Annotated in this window: 19 protein-coding genes; 6 read left to right on the plus strand and 13 right to left on the minus strand. The window is 43.9% G+C overall.

Annotation, left to right across the window (positions count from 1 at the left end; all coding sequences use genetic code 11):
- Window positions 1-3 precede the first annotated feature (3 nt).
- Window positions 4-666 (plus strand): hypothetical protein, encoded by a 663-nt coding sequence (locus RBB12_RS00965; protein WP_179382939.1) that lies wholly within the window; start codon window positions 4-6, stop codon window positions 664-666.
- 9 nt (window positions 667-675) lie between these two features.
- Here the strand turns inward: RBB12_RS00965 and RBB12_RS00970 are convergent, their stop codons facing one another.
- Together RBB12_RS00970 and RBB12_RS00975 are read right to left on the minus strand one after the other, a co-directional pair.
- Complete coding sequence (locus RBB12_RS00970; RefSeq protein WP_306012441.1) at window positions 676-2841, minus strand: acylase; 2166 nt, start codon at window positions 2839-2841, stop codon at window positions 676-678.
- Between the two features lie 185 nt (window positions 2842-3026).
- The gene (locus RBB12_RS00975) at window positions 3027-4070 is read right to left on the minus strand and encodes a YgcG family protein (protein WP_306012442.1); all 1044 of its coding nucleotides are present in this window, start codon (window positions 4068-4070) and stop codon (window positions 3027-3029) included.
- 122 nt (window positions 4071-4192) lie between these two features.
- Between RBB12_RS00975 and RBB12_RS00980 the strand changes: the two genes are divergently transcribed.
- Window positions 4193-5929 carry an ABC transporter ATP-binding protein gene (locus RBB12_RS00980; protein WP_306012443.1) on the plus strand — a complete coding sequence of 579 codons (1737 nt, stop codon included), beginning with the start codon at window positions 4193-4195 and terminating at the stop codon, window positions 5927-5929.
- Here the strand turns inward: RBB12_RS00980 and RBB12_RS00985 are convergent, their stop codons facing one another.
- The 6 genes from RBB12_RS00985 to RBB12_RS01010 all read right to left on the minus strand — a co-directional run bounded on the left by RBB12_RS00985 (window position 5930) and on the right by RBB12_RS01010 (window position 10361).
- Entirely contained in the window at window positions 5930-7081 is a 1152-nt protein-coding gene (locus RBB12_RS00985) for a hypothetical protein (RefSeq protein ID WP_306012444.1), read from the minus strand. It lies immediately after the preceding gene.
- Between the two features lie 23 nt (window positions 7082-7104).
- Window positions 7105-7350, minus strand: a complete 246-nt coding sequence (locus RBB12_RS00990; protein ID WP_306012445.1) for a hypothetical protein — start codon at window positions 7348-7350, stop codon at window positions 7105-7107.
- Window positions 7351-7461: 111 nt separating this feature from the next.
- A complete protein-coding gene (locus RBB12_RS00995) occupies window positions 7462-7794 on the minus strand; it encodes a 2Fe-2S iron-sulfur cluster-binding protein (RefSeq protein WP_306012446.1) in 333 nt (110 codons plus the stop codon).
- A gap of 57 nt (window positions 7795-7851) precedes the next feature.
- A complete protein-coding gene (locus RBB12_RS01000) occupies window positions 7852-8910 on the minus strand; it encodes an NAD(P)/FAD-dependent oxidoreductase (RefSeq protein WP_306012447.1) in 1059 nt (352 codons plus the stop codon).
- Window positions 8911-8973: 63 nt separating this feature from the next.
- Window positions 8974-9210 carry a NifU family protein gene (locus tag RBB12_RS01005; protein ID WP_108246045.1) on the minus strand — a complete coding sequence of 79 codons (237 nt, stop codon included), beginning with the start codon at window positions 9208-9210 and terminating at the stop codon, window positions 8974-8976.
- A gap of 11 nt (window positions 9211-9221) precedes the next feature.
- Window positions 9222-10361 carry an Mrp/NBP35 family ATP-binding protein gene (locus tag RBB12_RS01010; protein ID WP_306012448.1) on the minus strand — a complete coding sequence of 380 codons (1140 nt, stop codon included), beginning with the start codon at window positions 10359-10361 and terminating at the stop codon, window positions 9222-9224.
- A gap of 222 nt (window positions 10362-10583) precedes the next feature.
- Between RBB12_RS01010 and RBB12_RS01015 the strand changes: the two genes are divergently transcribed.
- Complete coding sequence (locus tag RBB12_RS01015; protein WP_306012449.1) at window positions 10584-12245, plus strand: amidase; 1662 nt, start codon at window positions 10584-10586, stop codon at window positions 12243-12245.
- Here RBB12_RS01015 and RBB12_RS01020 read toward each other — a convergent pair whose 3' ends face one another.
- From RBB12_RS01020 to trmB, 3 genes are read right to left on the minus strand one after another with little or no spacing between them, the layout of a single operon-like run.
- A complete protein-coding gene (locus RBB12_RS01020; protein ID WP_306012450.1) occupies window positions 12246-12569 on the minus strand; it encodes an MGMT family protein in 324 nt (107 codons plus the stop codon).
- Between the two features lie 4 nt (window positions 12570-12573).
- A complete protein-coding gene (locus tag RBB12_RS01025; RefSeq protein ID WP_179382948.1) occupies window positions 12574-13209 on the minus strand; it encodes a LysE family transporter in 636 nt (211 codons plus the stop codon).
- A gap of 3 nt (window positions 13210-13212) precedes the next feature.
- Window positions 13213-13881: a tRNA (guanosine(46)-N7)-methyltransferase TrmB gene (gene trmB / locus RBB12_RS01030; RefSeq protein ID WP_306012451.1), complete on the minus strand. Its 669-nt coding sequence runs from the start codon at window positions 13879-13881 to the stop codon at window positions 13213-13215.
- 87 nt (window positions 13882-13968) lie between these two features.
- Here trmB and RBB12_RS01035 point away from each other — a divergent pair, with 87 nt between their 5' ends.
- Window positions 13969-15108, plus strand: coding sequence for a glycosyltransferase (locus RBB12_RS01035; RefSeq protein ID WP_306012452.1), 1140 nt, complete (start codon window positions 13969-13971; stop codon window positions 15106-15108).
- Here the strand turns inward: RBB12_RS01035 and RBB12_RS01040 are convergent.
- Both RBB12_RS01040 and RBB12_RS01045 read right to left on the minus strand, forming a co-directional pair.
- Window positions 15006-16088 carry a cell wall metabolism sensor histidine kinase WalK gene (locus RBB12_RS01040; RefSeq protein ID WP_179382951.1) on the minus strand — a complete coding sequence of 361 codons (1083 nt, stop codon included), beginning with the start codon at window positions 16086-16088 and terminating at the stop codon, window positions 15006-15008. The genes RBB12_RS01035 and RBB12_RS01040 overlap by 103 nt on opposite strands.
- Window positions 16088-16774, minus strand: coding sequence for a response regulator transcription factor (locus tag RBB12_RS01045; protein ID WP_179382952.1), 687 nt, complete (start codon window positions 16772-16774; stop codon window positions 16088-16090). Before RBB12_RS01045 ends, RBB12_RS01040 begins: the two co-directional genes overlap by 1 nt.
- A gap of 185 nt (window positions 16775-16959) precedes the next feature.
- Here RBB12_RS01045 and RBB12_RS01050 point away from each other — a divergent pair, with 185 nt between their 5' ends.
- Together RBB12_RS01050 and RBB12_RS01055 are read left to right on the plus strand one after the other, a co-directional pair.
- The gene (locus tag RBB12_RS01050; protein WP_306012453.1) at window positions 16960-19785 is read left to right on the plus strand and encodes a TonB-dependent receptor; all 2826 of its coding nucleotides are present in this window, start codon (window positions 16960-16962) and stop codon (window positions 19783-19785) included.
- A 21-nt stretch (window positions 19786-19806) separates the two neighbouring features.
- Window positions 19807-21000 carry a multidrug transporter gene (locus tag RBB12_RS01055; protein ID WP_293280591.1) on the plus strand — a complete coding sequence of 398 codons (1194 nt, stop codon included), beginning with the start codon at window positions 19807-19809 and terminating at the stop codon, window positions 20998-21000.
- The last annotated feature ends 50 nt before the right edge of the window (window positions 21001-21050 follow it).

Here is a 21050-nt window from a genome sequence, read left to right on the forward strand (position 1 = left end):
GCCATGAAAAAGAGTGTATTTGCTTTGTTAGGGGTTCTTTTGTTTGCCATGCCCATGCATGCGCAAGGTGACATTCCCACAACCCGGCCCTTAAAAATTGGCGATAATAATAAGCTCGATGTCAAAACCAGCAACCAAGGCACCTTGCTAAGAATGCCTTCCGTACTGGACGAGAGCCTTACCTCCAAGAATGAGAAGCCCGGAGTTCAAATGTTGCCAGACAGGCAACTGGTTCAGGCAGGTCACGACATGGTCATCGACCCAAAGATCAAAGAAAAAAAGGAAAAAGGCTCCAACGAATATTTTGGAGACCAATATTTGGGAGATTTCACCACCAAAGCCAAGTTTGTGGGCATTGTGGCCCGCGACCACGAATATGTGGATGGTGACCGAATAAAAATATATGTCAATGGTGAAGTTGTAGAGTACAATCTGCTACTCGATGGTTCTTTCAAAGGGCTCAATCTGGATTTAGTGGAGGGTTTTAACCGTGTAGAGTTCGAAGCCTTGAACCAAGGTTCTTCCGGACCGAATACCGCACAGGTGGTAGTCACCGACGACAAGGGCGTGGTTATCCATAACAACCGCTGGAACCTCTCCACAGGTTCAAAGGCCAGTCTCATCATCGTTAAGGAAGAGGACACTGGCATCGAAAAGAACAACTAAACCCTTATCTTACCTTTTACCGGGCGAATAGGTCTCTTTTGCACGTTTGAGCACATCTTCTTTGTAATAAGCGGCATCTTTGAATTCCATATCCGCATAGCGCTGTGCCTGATCGTTAAAATGTGGCGAATCCGGGTCGCCGCTCTGTCCACCGGCCAAAATGGTCTTCGCCTTAACTTTATCGCCAAACTCCACCGCCGCTACGAAGCTATTGCCTCGAGTACCGTAGATTTTTTTAGTATTGTTATCATATCGGGCACCATAGGCAGCCAATGCCCCCCAAGTACCACTGGCAAAACCAATGGGAATGCTGGGTTTGGCATCATCAAAAGGTTGACGGATATCACCATTTAAACGTTGATAACGATTGACCTCGCCCCAGGGCATTTTCCAAGTTCCAAAATCGGACTCCAAAATACCCAAGGTCTCTTTGAGGAAGGCAAGCTTTTTATCGTCGTCCCATGTATCTCCCCAATATTCCACCAATTCCATGGAATACATCCCTTCAGGCCTTTCCGCCTTCGCATAACAAAGGGTTCCATAATAGTGCGCCAATGTCATCGCAATAGATTCTTTGGATGTGGTATATTCCCAATTCCGAAGTATGTCGATAGCTTCCTGTAATGCTGGGTCCGGATTATTGTCATACGCCCTGACCAAACCCGGAATCAATGCTTCAAAGGCTGGCAAATAGGGGTCGTGGGCGAGCTCAATCAAACTGTCCAAAGTGTATCCGCTTCTTCCTGTTAAAAGTTGAATGGCATGGATACCCCTAAAATTTTCTTGGTCCCGGGACATGTAATTGGGATAGTCCTCCCGCTTGGGACTGTACTCCAATGCAGAAGTATAAGGGGTAGAATTACAATTTTGAATCCAACCATTTTCGGGATTCAATACCAAGATATTTTCATCCACCGTATGCAATCCTTGCCAATCTGTTTTGGGATTGCTGCCATCCACAGGCTCAGTGTAATCAAAAAAGGTATCGCGCTTGGGCACAAAATTCCCATGGAAATAGGCAATATTGCCTTCGGCATCCGCATAAACCGTATTATTGGAAGAATTGGTCCGTATATCCATCATGTTGCGAAAACCTTCATAACCGTCCTGCTTGGTTCGGATATAGGACTGTTCCAACGCCTTGACCGGTTCCCACATCATTGCGGAGGCAGTCCATTGGTCATCCACTTGATGTGTAATCGGTCCGTGATGGGTTCGGTACATGGGGAACGTTCTTTCTTTCATGCCCTCCCCTTCCTTATATTTTAGGGTGACGCTTGTGGAATCCACAGGTCGTAATTCTTCCCCATATTGATAGAATAGCTTGCCATCGTTCTTTACAATGGTCTCCTTAAACTCGTCCATTACATCGGTATAGGTAGAGGTATGCATCCAACCGGTCTTTTCATTGAAGCCCTGATACACAAAAAACTGCCCCCATGTTACAGCTCCGTAGGCGTTCAATCCCTCTTCGCTCACCACATGAACTTCGCCCCTAAAATAAAAGGAGGTATGGGGATTGATCAAGAGCATGGCATTACCGGATTCGGTCAAATCACCGGAAATGGCGATTCCGTTAGACCCTTGAGGTTCTTCCATTTCAGCTTCCTTTTTGAGTTGCAGGGCCTCCATCTCGGGTAGTTCCATCCCACTTTCATAAAAACTTTTGATTTTTCGTGTGGAAATACGTTCAATATCCCCTCCTATAGAGCCTTCGCTAAAATACATCGGCATCCATGGCTCAAAACGGGTCAGCAGTTTTGGTTTCACCTCAGGATGGGTGTGTAGGTAGTAATTGATTCCGTCGGCAAAGGCATCGCACAGCTCCTTGAGCCACTCGGGACTATTTTCATAATTTGCCTTGGCCTCTTCTTCGGTCATAAACATTTTTGCCCGAAGGTCGCTGTAGAGGGCATCCTCGCCTTCCACTTCGGCCAATCGTCCTGTGGCCCAAATATAGTTTTGTTCCACCCGGTTAAAATCATCTTCGCATTGGGCATACAACAAGCCAAAAACCGCATCGGCATCTGTTTTTCCATAAATGTGGGGAACGCCAAAGTCATCCCGGATAATGGTGATGCTCTCAGCTTGGGCCTCCCATTGTTCCACTTCGGTTTGAGAGGATGGGGAACAGGACATAAATATCAGGGTGGCGGCGAATAGTAAGTTTCTCATAAGTTAGTTTGAAAAGGTATTAATGGTTCAATTTGATAAGACCACTTTTATTTTTTCTTTTTAAAGATTGCAAAAAGAACCACCATTCCAACTATAAACCCTAAAATGAAAATCAAAAATGAATTAGCCATAATAATTGATGATGTTAAATTTAGTTGTTGGAAAATACAGAAATTAAACCACAATTACCAACTTCCACTGGCCCCACCACCTCCAGAACTGCCGCCACCTCCAGAAAAACTGCGGGATGAGCTTCTTCCCCCAGAACTGGAACCGAAAGAATGGGTTCCAGATGATGAAAAGGTTTTTTTCATATAGGCTTTATCCGATTTCAACAGGGAAAGTTTAAACCCTTCGTCTCCTTTTCTCTTGATTTTTAGAATCACCAATATAATGGTCAAAACCCCAAAAGCCAATAGTCCGGAAAGTACCAAAATCCCAATACTTACCCCATTTTCGAGAAGCACCTCTTCAAATCCCAAGATCATTGCCATAAAAAATATAGGCATCCCCATAAAAACAAGTCCAAAAACCATGGGAAACGACATGAAAATGGCCATAAAAATGCCTCGAACCACGGCCAACTTTCCGGTGAATATGCCCCGCAAAATTTCAATTAAAGTGGAATAACCCTTATAAAAAACAAATGCGCCAGCGGCGACGAACATCAACAAGAACAGGCTTATCAATCCCAATAACCACCATGGCATTTCCTCCTCCTCGGCGATTTCTGCCTTAAATTCCTCCAACGCTTCCGGGTGTTTTAAAAAATCAATGATTTGATCGGTGGCCAGATCCAGTCCACCATAATAATCTTCCTCTTTGAATTTCGGTATCATGGTATTGCGGATGATTCGGGAGGCAACCGCATCCGTGATGTAGGATTCCAATCCGTAACCCACCTCAATCCGAACTTCCCGGTCCAGTTTGGAGAAAAGGATCAAAATACCATTGTCCTTGCCCTCCTGTCCCAATTTGTTTTGGTTGAACACTTCAAACGCATACCCCTCAATGGTTTCGTTGCCCAATGCATCTATGGTCAAAATCACCAATTGGTTGCTGGTTTCCGATTCAAATTGATAGAGTTTTGTGCGAAGCTCTTCCAATTCGGACGGGGTAAAAATCTGGGCTTTATCTGTTACGATTTCGGTTAAAGTAGGGTACGTTCCTTGCGCATAAGACAAGGAGCTCATTAAAAACAATAGGATCAGATGTAGTGATTTGGGCATCGTTAGTGGTCTAATTTAGATGCCTAAATATAACATTTGTAGGCTTTTACACGATTAAAAAAATCAAGATTCGGCATCCCTCCCAATTTGCCGTAACTTGCACCCTCTTTCTAAAAGCTGCTATGTCCAACAAAAAAGTAAGTATCCTCACCGCATTTAAAACCATTATTTGGCCCAAACGCAAATTGGTGCTTCTTGGTCTTTTGCTCATCGCCATTAGCAAGGCAGCCAGTTTTGTGGCTCCAATTGCATCCAAACACCTCATTGATGATGTTATCGTGAACAAGGATGTGGACATGCTGAAGTATCTGGTGGCCGGGGTGATGTTCGCCATTTTTGTCCAGGCGGTCACTTCATTTTTGTTGACCAAAATTTTGAGCGTGCAGGCACAGTATCTGATTTCCGAGCTTCGAGCACAGGTACAGAAAAAGGTGTTGGCCCTGCCTGTCCGATTCTTTGACAATGCAAAATCAGGAGCGCTCGTTTCTCGAATCATGTCCGATGTGGAAGGTGTACGGAACCTCATCGGCACGGGTTTGGTACAACTGGTGGGAGGCATCATTACGGCCGTGGTTTCCCTTATCCTGCTTATGGACATCAGTGTATTCATGACCTTGTTCACCTTTATCCCATTGACCATTTTCGCCATTATCGCATTAAAGGCTTTTAAAATCATTCGGCCCATTTTCAGGAATCGTGGGAAAATCAATGCCGAAGTCAAAGGTAGATTGACAGAAACCTTGGGTGGAATCCGTGTCATTAAAGGGTTCAACGCGGAAAAGCAGGAAGAAGAAGTATTTGAAGTCGGGGTGGAACGCCTGTATGAAAACGTAAAAAAGAGCTTAACCACCACCGCCTTTATGACGAGTTCGTCTACCTTTTTATTGGGTGTGGCAACCACCAGTGTCATGGGTTTTGGCGGCTATAAAATCATACAGGATACGCTCACCGTAGGTGAATTTGTGGAATTTACGGTGCTGTTAGGTTTGATGATCGCCCCCATCGTACAAATGAGCAGTGTGGGAAGTCAACTTACGGAAGCCTTGGCAGGCTTGGACCGTACCGAAGAACTGATGAACCTGGAAGAGGAGTCCGATAAGGAAAACCGCACCATACTATTAGATCATGTTGAAGGACGAATGTCTTTCTCCGATGTACGCTTTTCTTATGAAGCGGATAAAGAAGTGTTGCACGGCATCAGTTTTGACGTTGCCCCAGGCCAAGTGATTGCCTTGGTCGGTAGTTCCGGCTCAGGTAAATCCACCATTGCAGGCTTGGCGGCCAGTTTCCTTAATCCTGATTCGGGTATCATCACCATTGATGGGCACGATTTGTCCAAAGTAAACCTAAACAGTTTTCGCCAACATTTAGGGGTGGTATTACAGGATGATTTTTTGTTTGAGGGCACTATTCGGGAGAACATTTTGTTTCCCAGGCCCAATGCCAGTGAGGAAAAATTGATGGAAGCGGTAAAAGCGGCTTACGTGGATGAATTTACCGACAGATTTGATAAAGGATTGGACACCCTGATTGGGGAACGTGGGGTAAAGCTATCTGGAGGTCAGCGCCAACGGATTGCCATTGCGCGGGCCATATTGGCCGACCCAAAAATATTGGTCTTGGACGAGGCTACCTCAAGTTTAGATACGGAATCCGAAGCCTTGATCCAAAAAAGTTTGGGCGAACTTACCAAGGGTAGAACCACCTTTGTGATTGCGCACCGACTGAGCACCATCCGCAAAGCGGACCAAATTTTGGTGATTGAAAACGGCCATATCTTGGAACAGGGTACCCACGAAACATTGATTGCTTCCGAAGGAAGATATTACAATCTCTTTACGTACCAAGCGAGGATTTGATTACTCGTTCGATTCATCTAGATTCCCTTCAACTTTCTCAACCTTAACAAACTTAACTACTAAAATGAAAAAAACAATTACGGTAAAACCGAGAACAGGAAAAAATCCATAAAAATCAAAAACCCATAAGTATTGAATTAATGACACCACTACCCCTATTATATTTGTAGTCAAGGTTGCATTACTTTTACTTAGTTCAATAGGGGAAACCAAGTTTTGAAATATAGCCTTTAAAATTGCAAGAAGAACCCACGTATTAATATAAAATCCGATTTTGTCAAGAATTGAATTCAATTTTATCAAAGGAAGATCTTCAAGAAAGAAAATTGACACCAATATAAAAATCAAACCATAATATGATATTTCTATAAACCACCATACTGCATTCCTTATCCAAGATTGATTTTTTTCGCGATTTACATAGGTCAAATTCATATTCAACATCCGATTAAATGGAATATAAAATGTATGACCAGGTATCGGAACTAATTCATAATCTCCATCATCATTAAACTTATACCTGTTAGTGTCCTCTAAAAAGATACTTTCCAGCTCGTTTGTTTCAGAATTAATGAAATAATCAGAAATTTTACCGCTATACATCTTAGCTTTCCCATTTTGGTCTACTAATATATCAGCATCCGTATACCAGTATACCATACCCGATTCTTTGGGAGCTAATTTTACCTTTCCTCGCAAGAAATAATACCAATAATTCTTGTACTTCAATACTGGGAATAGTGATTTGAAAAAGCTTGTCAAAGCAGCTTTTCTTAGTACAATTCCTAAAATTATTGCCGCGATGTAAATCCCCAGTATTAGTATTAAAAAGTCTTTATAAACTAGAAAAAATTTACTTGCCTCAGGAATTTCATTATTAGATAACAAATCGAAGATTTCCTTTACAGCAGAATATGATATTGCTGATAATAATTTTTTGCCGGAAATAGTGCGGAGGAGAAAAAAGAAAAATGAACTCGTCAACAAAACCATTATACTTCCGAAAATGGTCCAAATGAATCTTTCCATTAAATTACCTTGAGAGAATTCCTTGTTAAACTCTCCAGTAAAATAGAACCTTCTTAAAAGGAAACCCGGAATTATAAATATGGAAACATAAAAAACAGTGTGAAGGGCAATATTAAATTCCATTAATCACACCTTTAATAACTTTATTAGTATATAGTTATGACAATCTCTTTATCATTAGAAAGTTTTATTTTCTTCTTTTTTATGGAAGAATCTTTCTTTAACTCCTGAACTGTATCGTCAATTAGAAGTTTGTCAGCGGGATTCTGCAGAACACCTTGAGCTTCATAGCTAATAATCGGGTCTTCTCTCTTAAATTGAGAAAATAAAGTTCCTGCTAGCAAACTGTATGCTAAACTTAACTTCTCTGGAAATTTCTCAAAATAATGCATAATCTACTTACTTAAAATTAAAAATATACAATAGTATTTAATCAAACGTAAAATTTAACAAAATCTTTTGTTGAAATAGTCGTGGAAAAACCAAAAAACTATCAAAAATTTCTAAACCTCTTCGGGAGCCAGTTCTACCTCCAGACCGTCCAAATCCTCGGTAATGTGGATTTGACAACCCAGACGACTGTTGTCCTTTACAAAAAAGGCTTCGGCCAACATGGCTTCTTCGTCATCGGACTTTTCAGGGAGCTGATGGTCCGACTGAATATAACACTGGCATGAGGCGCACATGGCCATACCACCACAAATACCGATGGTTCCTTCTGGAGCCAATTCGTACGAACGAACCACTTCCATGAGGTTCATGTTCATATCGGTAGGGGCATCCACTTCGTGTGCAACACCTTCCCGGTCAATTATTTTTAATTTGATATCGCTCATACCTCGTCGAGAACCTTTGAATACAGTTCCGCTATCTATTTAAAATTGCACTTATACTTAGTCGATTGCTTTCACCACAGCTTTCGGGGCCTCCTTCTTGCTTCCATCGAAACCGGTTACGCCGCCAACGGTGGTATACTTCATCACGTATTTTTTATCTGGATGGATTTTTTGGTAGGCACTTTGGCACATCAAGGTCGCTTCGTGGAACCCGCACAGGATCAATTTCAACTTGCCCGGATAGGTATTCACATCACCGATGGCGTAAATTCCAGGAATATTGGTTTGATAATCATAGGTGTTATCCACCTTGATGGCATTTTTTTCAATCTCCAATCCCCAATTGGCTATCGGGCCCAATTTTGGGGACAATCCGAAAAGGGGGATAAAATAATCAACGGCTATATCGGTTTCTTCGGAAGTATTGGTGTTTTGTACGGTTACTTTTTCCAAGCTATCCTCCCCTTTTAGGGCAACTACTTCTGCTGGGGTAATCAGATTGATTTTGCCTTCATTTTTGAGGTGCTGTACCTTCTCTACGGAATCCAATGCTCCCCGGAACTCGTTCCTGCGGTGTACCAAGGTGACTTCTTCGGCAACATCGGCCAAAAAGATGGACCAATCCAAGGCGGAATCTCCCCCTCCTGCAATCAACACTTTTTTACCCCGATAGATTTCCGGCTCCCTGATCATATAGGCTACACCGTTATCTTCATATTTTTCCAGATTTTCCAACAGTGGCTTTCTGGGCTCAAAACTGCCCAAACCACCTGCGATGGCCACTACTGGCGCATGGTGCTTGGTACCTTTGTTGGTAGTGACGACAAAAGTGCCATCATCCAATTTTTCGATGGTCTCTGCACGCTCACCCAAGGTAAAACCAGGCTGAAAGGGCTTGATCTGTTCCATCAAATTGTCTACCAAGTCGCCTGCCAATACTTCGGGGAATCCAGGGATATCGTAAATGGGCTTTTTGGGATATATTTCCGAGCATTGTCCACCGGCTTGCGGCAAGGCATCAATCAAATGACACTTTAGCTGCAACAGGCCAGCTTCAAAAACAGCAAAGAGACCCGTAGGTCCCGCTCCAATTATCAGAATATCTGTTTTGATCATATACAAGAGGTTTCGGCACGCAACTTACTGCTTGCCTCAAAAAAGATTTATGATTTTAATCAGTTAGGAAATATTGATGACTTCTTCGATTTGAGGAGCATATTTTTTAATGGTCATTTCCACGCCACTCTTCAAGGTCATCTGGTTGACACTGCAGCCAATGCAGTTACCCTCCAATCGAACCTTCACGGTATTGTCTTCGATGGAAATCAATGTAATGTCTCCACCATCGCTCTGCAAGAAAGGTCGGATTTCTTCCAACGCCTTCTCTACATTGCTTCTTGTTTCTTCTGATGTCATTGTTGTCATGCTCACTTCTTTTTAACAGCGGAACAACCGGCCATTGTTGTAATTTTTATCGCTTCCGTAGGGGGAAGGTCTGTATTCCTTCGCACCAATTCCTGTACCACATTTTTGGTCAGTTCCTCAAAGGCTTCTTCCGTAGGGGTGGCTATTTGCATGGCAGCCGGTCTGCCCACATCGGCAGCCTCACGAATACTCTGTACCAACGGGATTTCCCCCAAAAATGGGACATTTAAGTCCTCAGAAAGGTTCTTGGCCCCATTTTTACCAAAGATATGATATTTGTTATCGGGCAATTCCGCAGGTGTAAAATACGCCATATTCTCGACGATTCCCAACACAGGCACATTGATGGCTTCTTGCTGGAACATGGCGACCCCTTTTCGGGCATCCGCCAAAGCGATTTCCTGAGGTGTACTTACCACCACTGCCCCTGTTACGGGCAAGGACTGCATTATGCTCAAATGGATATCCCCTGTTCCTGGAGGTAAATCCAACAAAAGAAAATCCAACTCGCCCCAATGGGCATCAAAAATCATCTGGTTCAATGCCTTTGCCGCCATGGGCCCCCTCCAAATCACCGCTTGGTTGGGTTGGGTAAAAAATCCAATGGAAAGCAGCTTCACCCCATAGTTCTCGATAGGCTTCATTTTGGCCTTTCCATCCACATTGATGGACAAAGGTTTCTCTGCGGCCACATCGAACATAATGGGCATGGACGGTCCGTAGATATCCGTATCCAACAAACCTACTTTAAAGCCCATTTTGGCCAAGGTCACCGCCAAGTTGGCCGTAACCGTAGATTTACCTACGCCCCCTTTGCCGGATGCAACGGCAATAATGTTCTGTATACCGGGAATGGGTTTCCCTTTGATTTGGTTTACCTTGGGCTTGGCAGGGGCGTCCACCTTTAGGTTGACCTTTATTTTGGCTTTTTCATAGACCTCGCTGTGGATAATTTTTAAAATCTCCACCTCGGTCTTCTTTTTTGCCTGTAGACTTGGGTTTTTTATAGTGACATCCACTTCGACCTCGTCGCCAAACACCTGAACATTGGTCACCGAACCGCTTTCCACCAAATTTTGGCCTTCGCCCGGTGCGGAAATTTTTTCCAATGCCTTGAGTATATCTGCTTTTTTCAACTTCATGATTTGCAATTTTTTAAACCAATTGTTTGAACTGGTTCTAAACTACAAAGATACGATGTTGGTCTTAGATTAAGAAGTTGTCCCTCCGATTTTCAAAAAAACTGAGAATGGACCCAAAGTTTCTTTTTAAAAAAGGTTTCGGACACAAAACAAGTCCCAAATGATGTTCTTTTTTTTGAAAAAATGTAGTTTAGAAGCCGCTATTTCAAATTATCGACCCATATGCCAACCAAAACCAAATTTCCCCTTATTCTCCTTCTTCTGATTTCCCTGACCTGGATTTCCTGTTCCACCAACAAAAATTCCTTTAGCAAGCGTGACGTCAAGAAATCGGAAAAACTCATTGGCTTACATTTCGCCAACAAACAAATCGATACGCTTTACCCCTATTTGCAACGAAATAGAAGTGGTTTTGATTCCCTTCGTAAATATCCGTTGGACAATGGAGTGTTTCCCGCTGTCCGTTTTGACCCTACTCCCTTTGGTTTCCAAATGCCAGAACAGCAACAGGGGACCCAATGGAACATTCCTGACCATGTGGAGGTACCGGAACCTTATGATCTATTGGCATTTTACACCATACCTCAGCTAGCCTCACTCATCAAACATCAAAAAATAACCTCAACGGAACTCACAAAATTCTTTTTGGCGCGATTGAAAAAATACCAGCCCGTACTCCAATGTTCCATCACCATTACAGATAGTTTGGCCCTGGAACAAGCCAAGCGGGCCGACGAAGAAATCCAAAACGGGAACTATCGTGGCATCTTGCACGGTATTCCCTACGGGACCAAAGATTTAATGGCGGTTCCCGGATATCCCACCACTTGGGGCGCGGCTCCTTACAAGGACCAAATAATCGATGAAACAGCAACGGTGATACAAAAACTGGAAGATGCAGGGGCCGTTCTGGTGGCCAAACTGGTTTCGGGGGCTTTGGCCCGCGGTGATGTTTGGTTCGATGGAAAAACCAAAAATCCTTGGGACACCACCCAAGGAGCCAGTGGTTCCTCTGCTGGGTCGGGTTCGGCCACCTCAGCAGGACTTGTTCCGTTCGCATTAGGAACCGAAACCTTAGGATCCATTACCTCGCCCAGCACACGGAACGGGGTTACTGGACTGCGGCCTACCTACGGCAGGGTGAGTCGCCATGGGGTGATGAGCCTAAGCTGGTCCATGGACAAGGTTGGGCCTCTGGGCCGAAATGCAGAGGACTGTGCCATTGTGTTTGAGGCCATTCAGGGAAAGGATAAAAACGATTTGACCACAGTGGACCTTCCGTTTGGGGTGGATTGGAGCAAAGACATCAAAAATTTACGGGTCGCCTATCTGCAGAAAGACATCGAAAAGGACACGACTGAATCCGGCAACAATCTAAGAAATGCCCTGAAATCGCTTAAGGAAATGGGCATTGACCCAACGCCCGTGGAAATGCCCGAGGCGGTGCCCTATCGGGGTTTCGACATTATTTTAAGAGCGGAAGCTGGTGCCTTTTTTGATGAACTGGTCCGTTCGGGGGAAGTAGATTCCATGGTAGAGCAAGACCAGCGTTCCCGCGCAAATTCACTAAGACAAAGCCGATTTATTCCCGCTGTGGAATACATTCAGGCGAACCGCCAGCGACAGGTGCTCATCCAAAAAATGCAGGATTTGATGAAGAGTTATGATGTGTTGATCTCACCTACTTTTGGAAACGACCAACTCTTGGCCACCAATTTAACGGGACATCCCGTTATTGCGGTACCTACGGGTTTGGACGATGAAAACCATCCAACAAGCATGACCTTTGTGGGCAATTTGTATGACGAAGCAAGTATTCTATTGTTGGCCAAAGCGTTTCAGGACAACACCTCTTTTGACGAGTTGCATCCTCCAGGGTATTGATCAAAGTTCTTGGGCAGGGTCCCAGAAGTATTTTTGAAAATCGACAATTTGATTGTCCTCTATCGGGATTCCTTCGTTCTCGAGGAGCTGCTGCATTACGTTGGTGCCATCAAAATGGTGCTTTCCCGTGAGCACCCCCACTCGATTCACGACACGATGGGCGGGAACATCCTTTGCCAACGAATTGTTCATCGCCCAACCTACCATTCGGGCGCTGCGGGCAGCTCCCAAATATTTGGCGATCGCCCCATAAGACGTTACCCTGCCATAAGGAATCTGTTTGGCCACTTCGTAGACTTTATCAAAGAAGTTTGTCTCTGCCATAGGATCAACGGTACATAATTCGAATCAGGGTAATGATGAGCAAGAGCAACATCAATGCACTCAAAATGTAGTTGGAGTTCCTCGAAAAGCGACTGTTCTTGGTCTCCAATTTGTCAAAATAAAAGGTATAGAGGTAAAGCACCGAGAAAGTACCTGTGCCAGCGGCGACTACAAAGGTGGTGATGTCCTTGGCCTCGAACTTGATCCATCCAGCCTCGTTCCACATGGCATTCAAGCCACTGTAATAGGGAATGGTCAATAAATTAAGGGCTGCCAACAACACCCCCTTGAAGAAGCTGTTCTTTTTGCTCAGATTCACTTCCTTGATGGCCTGTGCCTTGGCCTTGTTCCGTTTGGCCACTACGAAAAAGTAAATGGCAAAAAATGCAAAAACGGCCACCGCAATCTTAAAAAGCACATCGACCACTTCTGGGTTTCGATATAAAAATTTTGAAATGTAAACTGCGATATAGGCCTGCACCATTATGGTGCTCGAGACGCCCAAACTAAAAATGATTCCGTTCAGTTTTCCTTTCTCCACGCTCACCTTGGCTGCGTTCATGTTGAGCAGACCCGGCGGCACCGTTGCCATAAAGGCGGCCGAAAACGTGGCAAAAAAGAGAATGAGTACGTGGGTCATTGGTTAGTTGATCCTAAATTGGATGTAGGTAATTGGTTTTCCTTTTTCAAGATACTGATTTTCATAGAAAGTTTGAATCCCGAGAACTTCGGGGGGTGCCCCTTCGTTTTTATAAACGTCGTGGTTGGCATACAGGATTTCATGGCCCAACCCCTGTAAAAGTCCCAAGGTATAGCCATGCATGTATTCGCTATCGGTCTTAAGGTTGATGAGTCCGCCTGGTTTCAATATTTTCTTGTACCGTTCCAGAAATACGGGATTCGTCATACGATGTTTGGTCCGTTTGTACTTAATCTGTGGGTCGGGGAAAGTTATCCAAATTTCGCTGACTTCGCCCTCTCCAAAAAGATGGTCCACCAATTCTATCTGAGAACGCAAAAAGGCCACATTGTTCAACTCTTTTTCCAAAGCAGTTTTGGCACCACGCCAGAACCGCGCCCCTTTGATATCGATGCCAATATGGTTGTTGTTGGGGTTGATTTGCGCAAGACCCACCGTATATTCTCCTTTGCCGCAGCCCAGCTCCAAAACTATTGGGTTGTTATTGCCAAAAAAGGAAGACCATTTGCCTTTATATTTGAATCCAGCCATGACCTCTTCGCGACTGGGCTGCACCACATTGGCGAATGTTTCGTTTTCCTTGAACCTTTTGAGTTTGTTCTTACTTCCCACTTTTTGGTATTGAATTGAGCAAAAAATTAATGATTTGGCAAAACTAAGGAAATCTAAAAGCAATTCGCATTTTGTTTTTTTGTGATCATGGAAAGTTCCAAACGTATTCTGGTCGCTCCATTAAATTGGGGACTGGGACATGCCACTAGGTGCATCCCCATTATCCACGAATTACTGGCCCATGGCCATCAACCCTTTATTGCATCGGATGGGGTGGCCTTATCCTTATTAAAAAAGGAATTTCCCGAATTGCCCGCTTTTGAATTGCCTTCCTATAAGATTTCTTATGCGGAGAAGGCGAAAAACTTCAAAATCAAGATGATTTGGGATTCCCCCAAGGTCCTCAAGGCCATGGCCAAGGAAAAGAAGGAAGTAAAACGTTTGGTAAAGGAGCACGGTTTGGATGGTATCATTTCCGATAACCGCTTGGGAGCCTATTATAAAAAAGTACCATGTGTGTTCATCACGCATCAACTCAACGTGCTTTCGGGCAATACTACTTGGATGAGCTCCAAGGCCCATCAAAAAATCATCAAAAAATTTGATGCTTGCTGGGTTCCCGATGTACAGGACAAACCCAATTTGACCGGGAAGTTGGGCCATTTAAAAAAATCCAAATTGAACATTGCCTATTTGGGGCCCTTGAGCCGTTTTGAAAAAAAGGAAATTCCCCTGATGTATGATTTGATGGTTTTGCTATCGGGCCCTGAGCCCCAGCGCACTTTTCTGGAAGAAAAACTGTTGAATGAACTACGGGGTTTTGAAGGCAACATTCTTTTTGTAAAGGGAAGAATTGAAGATGAACAGGTGAGGGAGGAGATAAAGACACCCAACGGAAACATCATCCATTACAATTTTATGAAGTCGGCCGAACTGGAAGAAGCCCTGAACCAAAGCAAACAGGTGCTGTGCCGATCGGGCTACACTACGGTAATGGATCTGGCCAAATTGGAAAAGAAGGCATTTTTTATCCCGACTCCTGGGCAATACGAACAGGAATATTTGGCCAAACGGATGCAAAAGCAGGGTCTGGTCCCGTTCAGCAGTCAAGAGGACTTCTGTTTAAATGATTTATCCAGAATTGCCGACTTTAAGGGATTGACGCAATTTGAATCCCAAACGGACTATTCGGACTTGTTTTCGGTCTTTTCTACCACAGGGGTTTTTGATGCTTTCTCCAGTGTAAATGAAAACTCAGAACCCACGTCCACTTCGCTTTCCACATAGATTTTTTCACCATGGGCCTCCACAATGTGCTTTACAATGGAGAGTCCAAGTCCCGAGCCCCCTTCGGCGCGGCTACCGCTTTGATCTACGCGATAAAAGCGTTCAAATAGGCGCGGTATGTGCTGTTTGGGAATTCCACCGCCATTATCCGTAACCCGAACTATCACCTTGTTTTTTATGAGGTTTTCCACGCTTACTTCCGTAGTTCCCTTGGGCAGTCCGTATTTAATGGAGTTGACCAGCAAATTGCTGATCACCTGCTGTATTTTATCACGATCACCGTTTACGTAAATGGGGTTGGGGTACTCCATATCAAAGGTTAGGGAAATTTCCTTTCGGGCGGCTTTCATCTCCAATAGGTCAAAGGTGTTTTGAATGAGCTCTATAATGTCGAAATCCTCCCGTTCCAATTTTAATTCCCCGGCTTCCAACTTGGTGATCAAATCGAGGTCTTTTACAATATAAATCAAACGTTCGACCCCTTTACTGGCCCGCTGCAAATACTTTTTACGAAGCTTCTTGTCCTTCATCGCTCCATCCAACAGGGTAAGGATATACCCTTGAACTGTAAATAATGGGGTTTTGAGTTCATGGGAAACGTTCCCCAAAAAGTCCTTTCGGTATTCTTCGCGGATTTTTAGGGTATCGATTTCAATTTTCTTGCCTTCGGCGAACTTTTCGATCTCCTGGACCAAGGTTCGCATATCGGTGGTAACCGGCTTGGATGAAAAGGAGGAGGACTCCAAAAGGGAAACATCGTCGTAAATCTTTTTGATACGTCGATAAATAAATCGCTCCACCCGTATTTGTATGATGCCAAAACAGATGCCAAAACACAATACAACAAAAAGGAGGATATGAATCCAGTCAACACTTCCGGCGTCCCATTGGAAGCCAACAAAAACAGCGGTAATTAAAAGAGTGATGGCCAGTGAAGACCTTAAGGCAAACTTGTATGATTTCTTTAGTTTTATGGCCATTAGAGCACAAACTTATACCCAACGCCCTTTACGGTTTTAAAATGGTCATCCCCAATTTTTTCGCGTAATTTTCGGATATGGACATCGATGGTACGGCCACCAACGACCACCTCGTTGCCCCAAACTTTATCCAGAATCACCTCGCGCTTAAAAACCTTGTTGGGTTTGGATGTCAATAGCGACAACAACTCAAATTCCTTGCGGGGCAGCACCATTTCCTCTCCGTTGTTCACAATCTTGTATTCTTCCCGGTTGATGACGATTTCTCCCACCTTAACAATATCCTCTACTTCCTTTTTATCGTCCTTCAACCTGCGCAACAAGGCCTTTACCTTGCTCACCAGCACTTTGGGCTTAATGGGCTTGGTGATATAGTCATCGGCTCCTGCATCAAACCCCGCCACTTGGGAGTAATCTTCGCCACGGGCGGTCAAAAAGGCAATGATGGTATCCTCCAGCCCAGGCGTGTTACGAATTTGTTCACAGGCTTCGATTCCATCCATTTCGGGCATCATCACATCCATAATTATCAGGTGCGGATTCTTCTTCTTGGCCTTGGCCACGCCATCGGCGCCATTCTTGGCAGTAAATACTTCGTAACCTTCCTCTGCGAGGTTGTAGCTTATAATTTCCAGAATATCAGGTTCATCGTCTACTAGCAGAATCTTAATGTCCTTGTTTTTCATGGGATGTGGTTTCTGTGTTAATCGCCCAAATGTAAAGATAATACACTTACGGGATAAACGGTTAACGTTCATTTAATCTAGTAACATTATTGTAACAGAACTGAAATAAACACTTAACATACAACTAACACCGCTTTTACAACCTCCCCGTTTCTTTGCCCCAAATTAAACCGACAGCGTAGAGTATGAAAACATATTTATTATTTGCCTTCTCTTTATTTACTCTAATGCTATCCGCCCAACAGAACGGAAGCATTGTAGGAAAACTTACGGACAAGGAACTTAACAACGAACCTCTACCCTTTGCCAACGTGCTTATACAAGGGACTACAAAGGGGACAACATCCGACTTTGACGGTCTTTTTCAGATTGCTGATGTTGAACCAGGAACCTATACCTTAGTATTTAGTTTCTTGGGCTATGAAACCTTGGAAGTGCCTAATGTTGTTGTTGAGGCAGGCAAGGTAACCGAAATCAATGCCGGTCTTGGTGCCAGTAGCGTAGGTCTTGATGAAGTGGTAGTGACCACAACGGCAAGAAAAGATTCGGAAATAGCACTTTTGTTACAGCAAAAGAACGCTTTGGTGATGCAAGAGGCCATAAGTGCAGAAGCATTGACCTTAAAAGGTATTGATGATGCAGCAGCTGCCGTGGCCCAGATTTCAGGTATTTCAAAACAACAAGGGTCCAGTAACGTATATGTGAGAGGCCTTGGTGATCGTTACCAGAACACCACCATGAACGGTCTTTCACTCCCATCCAATGATGTGGAAAAAAAGAACATCAACTTAGATCTTTTTGGTTCCAGTATCATTGAAAATGTGGCTGTTAGCAAAGCATACAGCCCTACATTTTACGGCGATTTCGCCGCAGGAAATGTTAATGTAGATTCCAAAGAGTACACTGGAGATGGTTACTTGGAAGTTTCTATGGGCAGTGGAATCAACACCAATGCCGCTGGCGAAGATTTTGTAAAGAGTGAAGGTACCAGCGATTTTGGTTTCTACAACAGATATGACAACAATCCATTTGCAGTAGTTCTCTCCCATGGCGTAGACCCTGAAGCTGCCTGGGACCCTATTAACATTAACGGGGCAATTGAGGGTGGTTATTCCTTCGACTTCAATGATGACAAGTCCAGATTGAGCTTTTTTGGCGCGGCAAGTTTTGCCAATGGTTATGAGATTTGGGAAGGACCTGCTAGGGACTTTACCAATGTGCTTAAGGTAGATTTTCCAGATGTTCGAGAGTTTGCATACAAATCGACCACCACAGCTTTAGCAAATGTTACATATCGCATCAACACCGAAAACAAGGTGAAGTTCAGTTCATTATTTGTGAATAGCGCCGCCGACAGGGTTGGCTATTATGGCGTGAACGGTCAGGGAAGAAACCGTGATGCCATATTGGACACGGACCAAGGCTTTTATGTAATGAACGTTCAGTTTAACCAAGATATGATTTTTGTAAACCAATTGACCGGTCAACATTTGTTCGATGATAAACTTTCATTGGATTGGGGCGTTGGTTTCAACAAAGTGTTTTCAGATGAGCCGGACAGAAAACGTATCACCTTGGAAAACTATCAATTGGCATTGGACAACGACGATACCACCAATCCGGTATTCTACACCAACATTCCTTTTGATAACCAACGTTTTTTCCAAAGTATAGATGAAAACGAGCTAAACAGCTTTATGAACTTGGGCTATAAGGTTTCTGATAAGGTTAAGTTCAATTTTGGCTACAATGGAAGGAGGAAAGAACGTAGGTTCAGCAGCATCCGTTATGGCTATGATATTGTAAATAGGGACAATACGCCTGTAACCGATGTAAACAACCTCAACTCCATTTTTAATGTAGAAAACATTAATATTCCCTCAGGTGCAGGACTTTGGAATACCATTGTTCTTAATCCTATCACCAATGAAATTGGCAATACCAACCGACCTGGTTTACCAGAGAACACTTATAAAGGTAATTTGGGAATCCATGCTTTCTATACCACGGCAGAGCTAGGCCTAACAGATAAACTAAGCCTTGTTCCCGGTATTCGTATCGAATCTTTCAGCCAAAAAGTGGAGTACGATGTAATCAATATCAGTCCCGTAGACCCAGGTTTTAGGGAAGTTTACGAAAACATCTTTTTACCTAGCTTGAACGTAAAATATGCCCTGAATGAAAATTCGAACCTAAGGGCTGGATTCAGCAAAACCGCTTCTTTTCCAGAATTCAAAGAGGTTGCTCCCTTTGTTTACGAATCGGTAACCCAAAGGGTGGGTGGTAACCCTGATCTTTTGGGCGGTTTGAACGGTGATGGCGCCACTTATTCAGATATCTATAACTACGACCTTAAATATGAATGGTTCTTGGAAAGAGGGGAAATCATCTCCTTGGCGGCTTTCGCAAAAACAATCAAGAACCCTGTGAACCGAGTCGTTGCAGCCGATGCAACAGGTACACAACGCTATTTTAGGACGGGTGACCAAGCGGATATTTACGGGGTTGAATTGGAGGCCAGAAAAAATCTTGTGATGGACAGCGACGAAAACGCCATTGTTTCCATGGGATTGAATGCGGCCTACACCCACACCGAACAGGACTTAAAAGATATCCCTGCCGGTACTGAAAACACCTTTGGAACCTCATTCGACCGATCCTCAGATCAATTGGAAGGAGCGTCTCCATTCATTATTAATGCGGATTTGAACTACAGTCCCACATTTGGAACCTATAAACCGAAAGCCACAGTGGCCTTCTCCTATTTTTCCGACCGCATTTTCTCATTAGGAGCCGGTAGCTTGGGCAACATAGTTGAAAAGGCAGTTCCCACACTGAACTTTGTATGGCAAAATTCCTTTGGAGAGCACTTTGAAGCAAATCTTTCCGCTAAAAACATTTTAGACCCGGACATATCCTTCGTAAGAGAAGGTACCGATTTGGGCGACATTGTAATAAGAGAGTATAACCTTGGGGTTAACATTGGGCTAACCCTTAAATATAAATTTTAATTCTATCTAAATTTCTGACAAATGAAAAACAAGTTTTTATTTTTAGGTATAGCCGCTGCTTTGTTCATTGCCTGTGAAGCAGACGATACCTCAGATATTGTTATCACCGATAACAGTGTAACGAACAATACCACCAACAACACAAGCGGTGGTGGTGGAGAAGAAGTAACTGCCGTAAGCCTAAATGGGTTGTACACCCAAGATCTTACATTAGATCCAGACATCGCTTACACCGTAACCGGGCCAGTACTTATGGCAAACGGAACTACCCTTACTATTCCTGCTGGCATGACCATAGAGGTGGAGCCTATTGGAGTAAACGCCTATATTGCCATTCAGCAAGGGGCGCAAATCAATGCAAACGGAACTGCTGCAAATCCAATAGTATTCACTTCAAACAGCTCCGATCCAGGACCTGGTGATTGGGGTGGATTGGTTATCTTGGGAAGAGCGCCTATCAACTCGACTCCTGATGGGTCTACTGATATCGCTACCTCTGAAGTTGGTGCCTTGGCTTATGGCGGAAATACTCCAGCAGATAATTCTGGAGTTATCCGATATGTGCGTATAGAGTATGCCGGTGGTGCCATTGATGGCAATGCCGAGTTGAACGGACTTTCCCTTTACGCTGTAGGAAACGGAACCTTAATCGACTATGTGCAAGTGTACGAAGGCTCTGATGACGGATTCGAATTCTTTGGTGGAACAGTTGAAGCTAGCCACTTGGTTGTAGTTAATGCTGAGGATGACTCTATCGACTGGACCGAAGGATTTACCGGGGTACTTACAGATGTATATGTACAACACGGAGGTACCATCAACGACAAAGCTTTTGAATGTGACGGTTTCAATACTGACTTCAGCAATGAAGCAGGCTATTTCTCCAACCCAACCGTAACCAATGTAACTGTGGTAGGTGGACCCAATAACGCTGGCGAAGCTGTAAGATTGCGTGCCGGAACACAAGGTACCTTCACAAATGTATTGGTTATCGATTTCGAGGAAGCGTTTGACTTGGATGACGCTGATACGGGTCAAGGTGTATTGGATGATCTTTTGAACATTGTAGACGTTACTTTCACCAACGTTACCGTAACCTTGAAAAACGATACTGGAGCTATTTTTGACGAAACCGACGTTATCTCTGGTGTTGGGAATGGTACTGGTACCGATGTTGCTACTTGGGGTGCTGGTTGGACCGTAGGTATCAACTAATCATCCTTTCAAAATAAGATATTGTAAGCCCCCGGCATTCCGGGGGCTTC

Source organism: Allomuricauda sp. MMSF_3307 (genome assembly GCF_030733585.1).
Taxonomy (GTDB): domain Bacteria; phylum Bacteroidota; class Bacteroidia; order Flavobacteriales; family Flavobacteriaceae; genus Flagellimonas.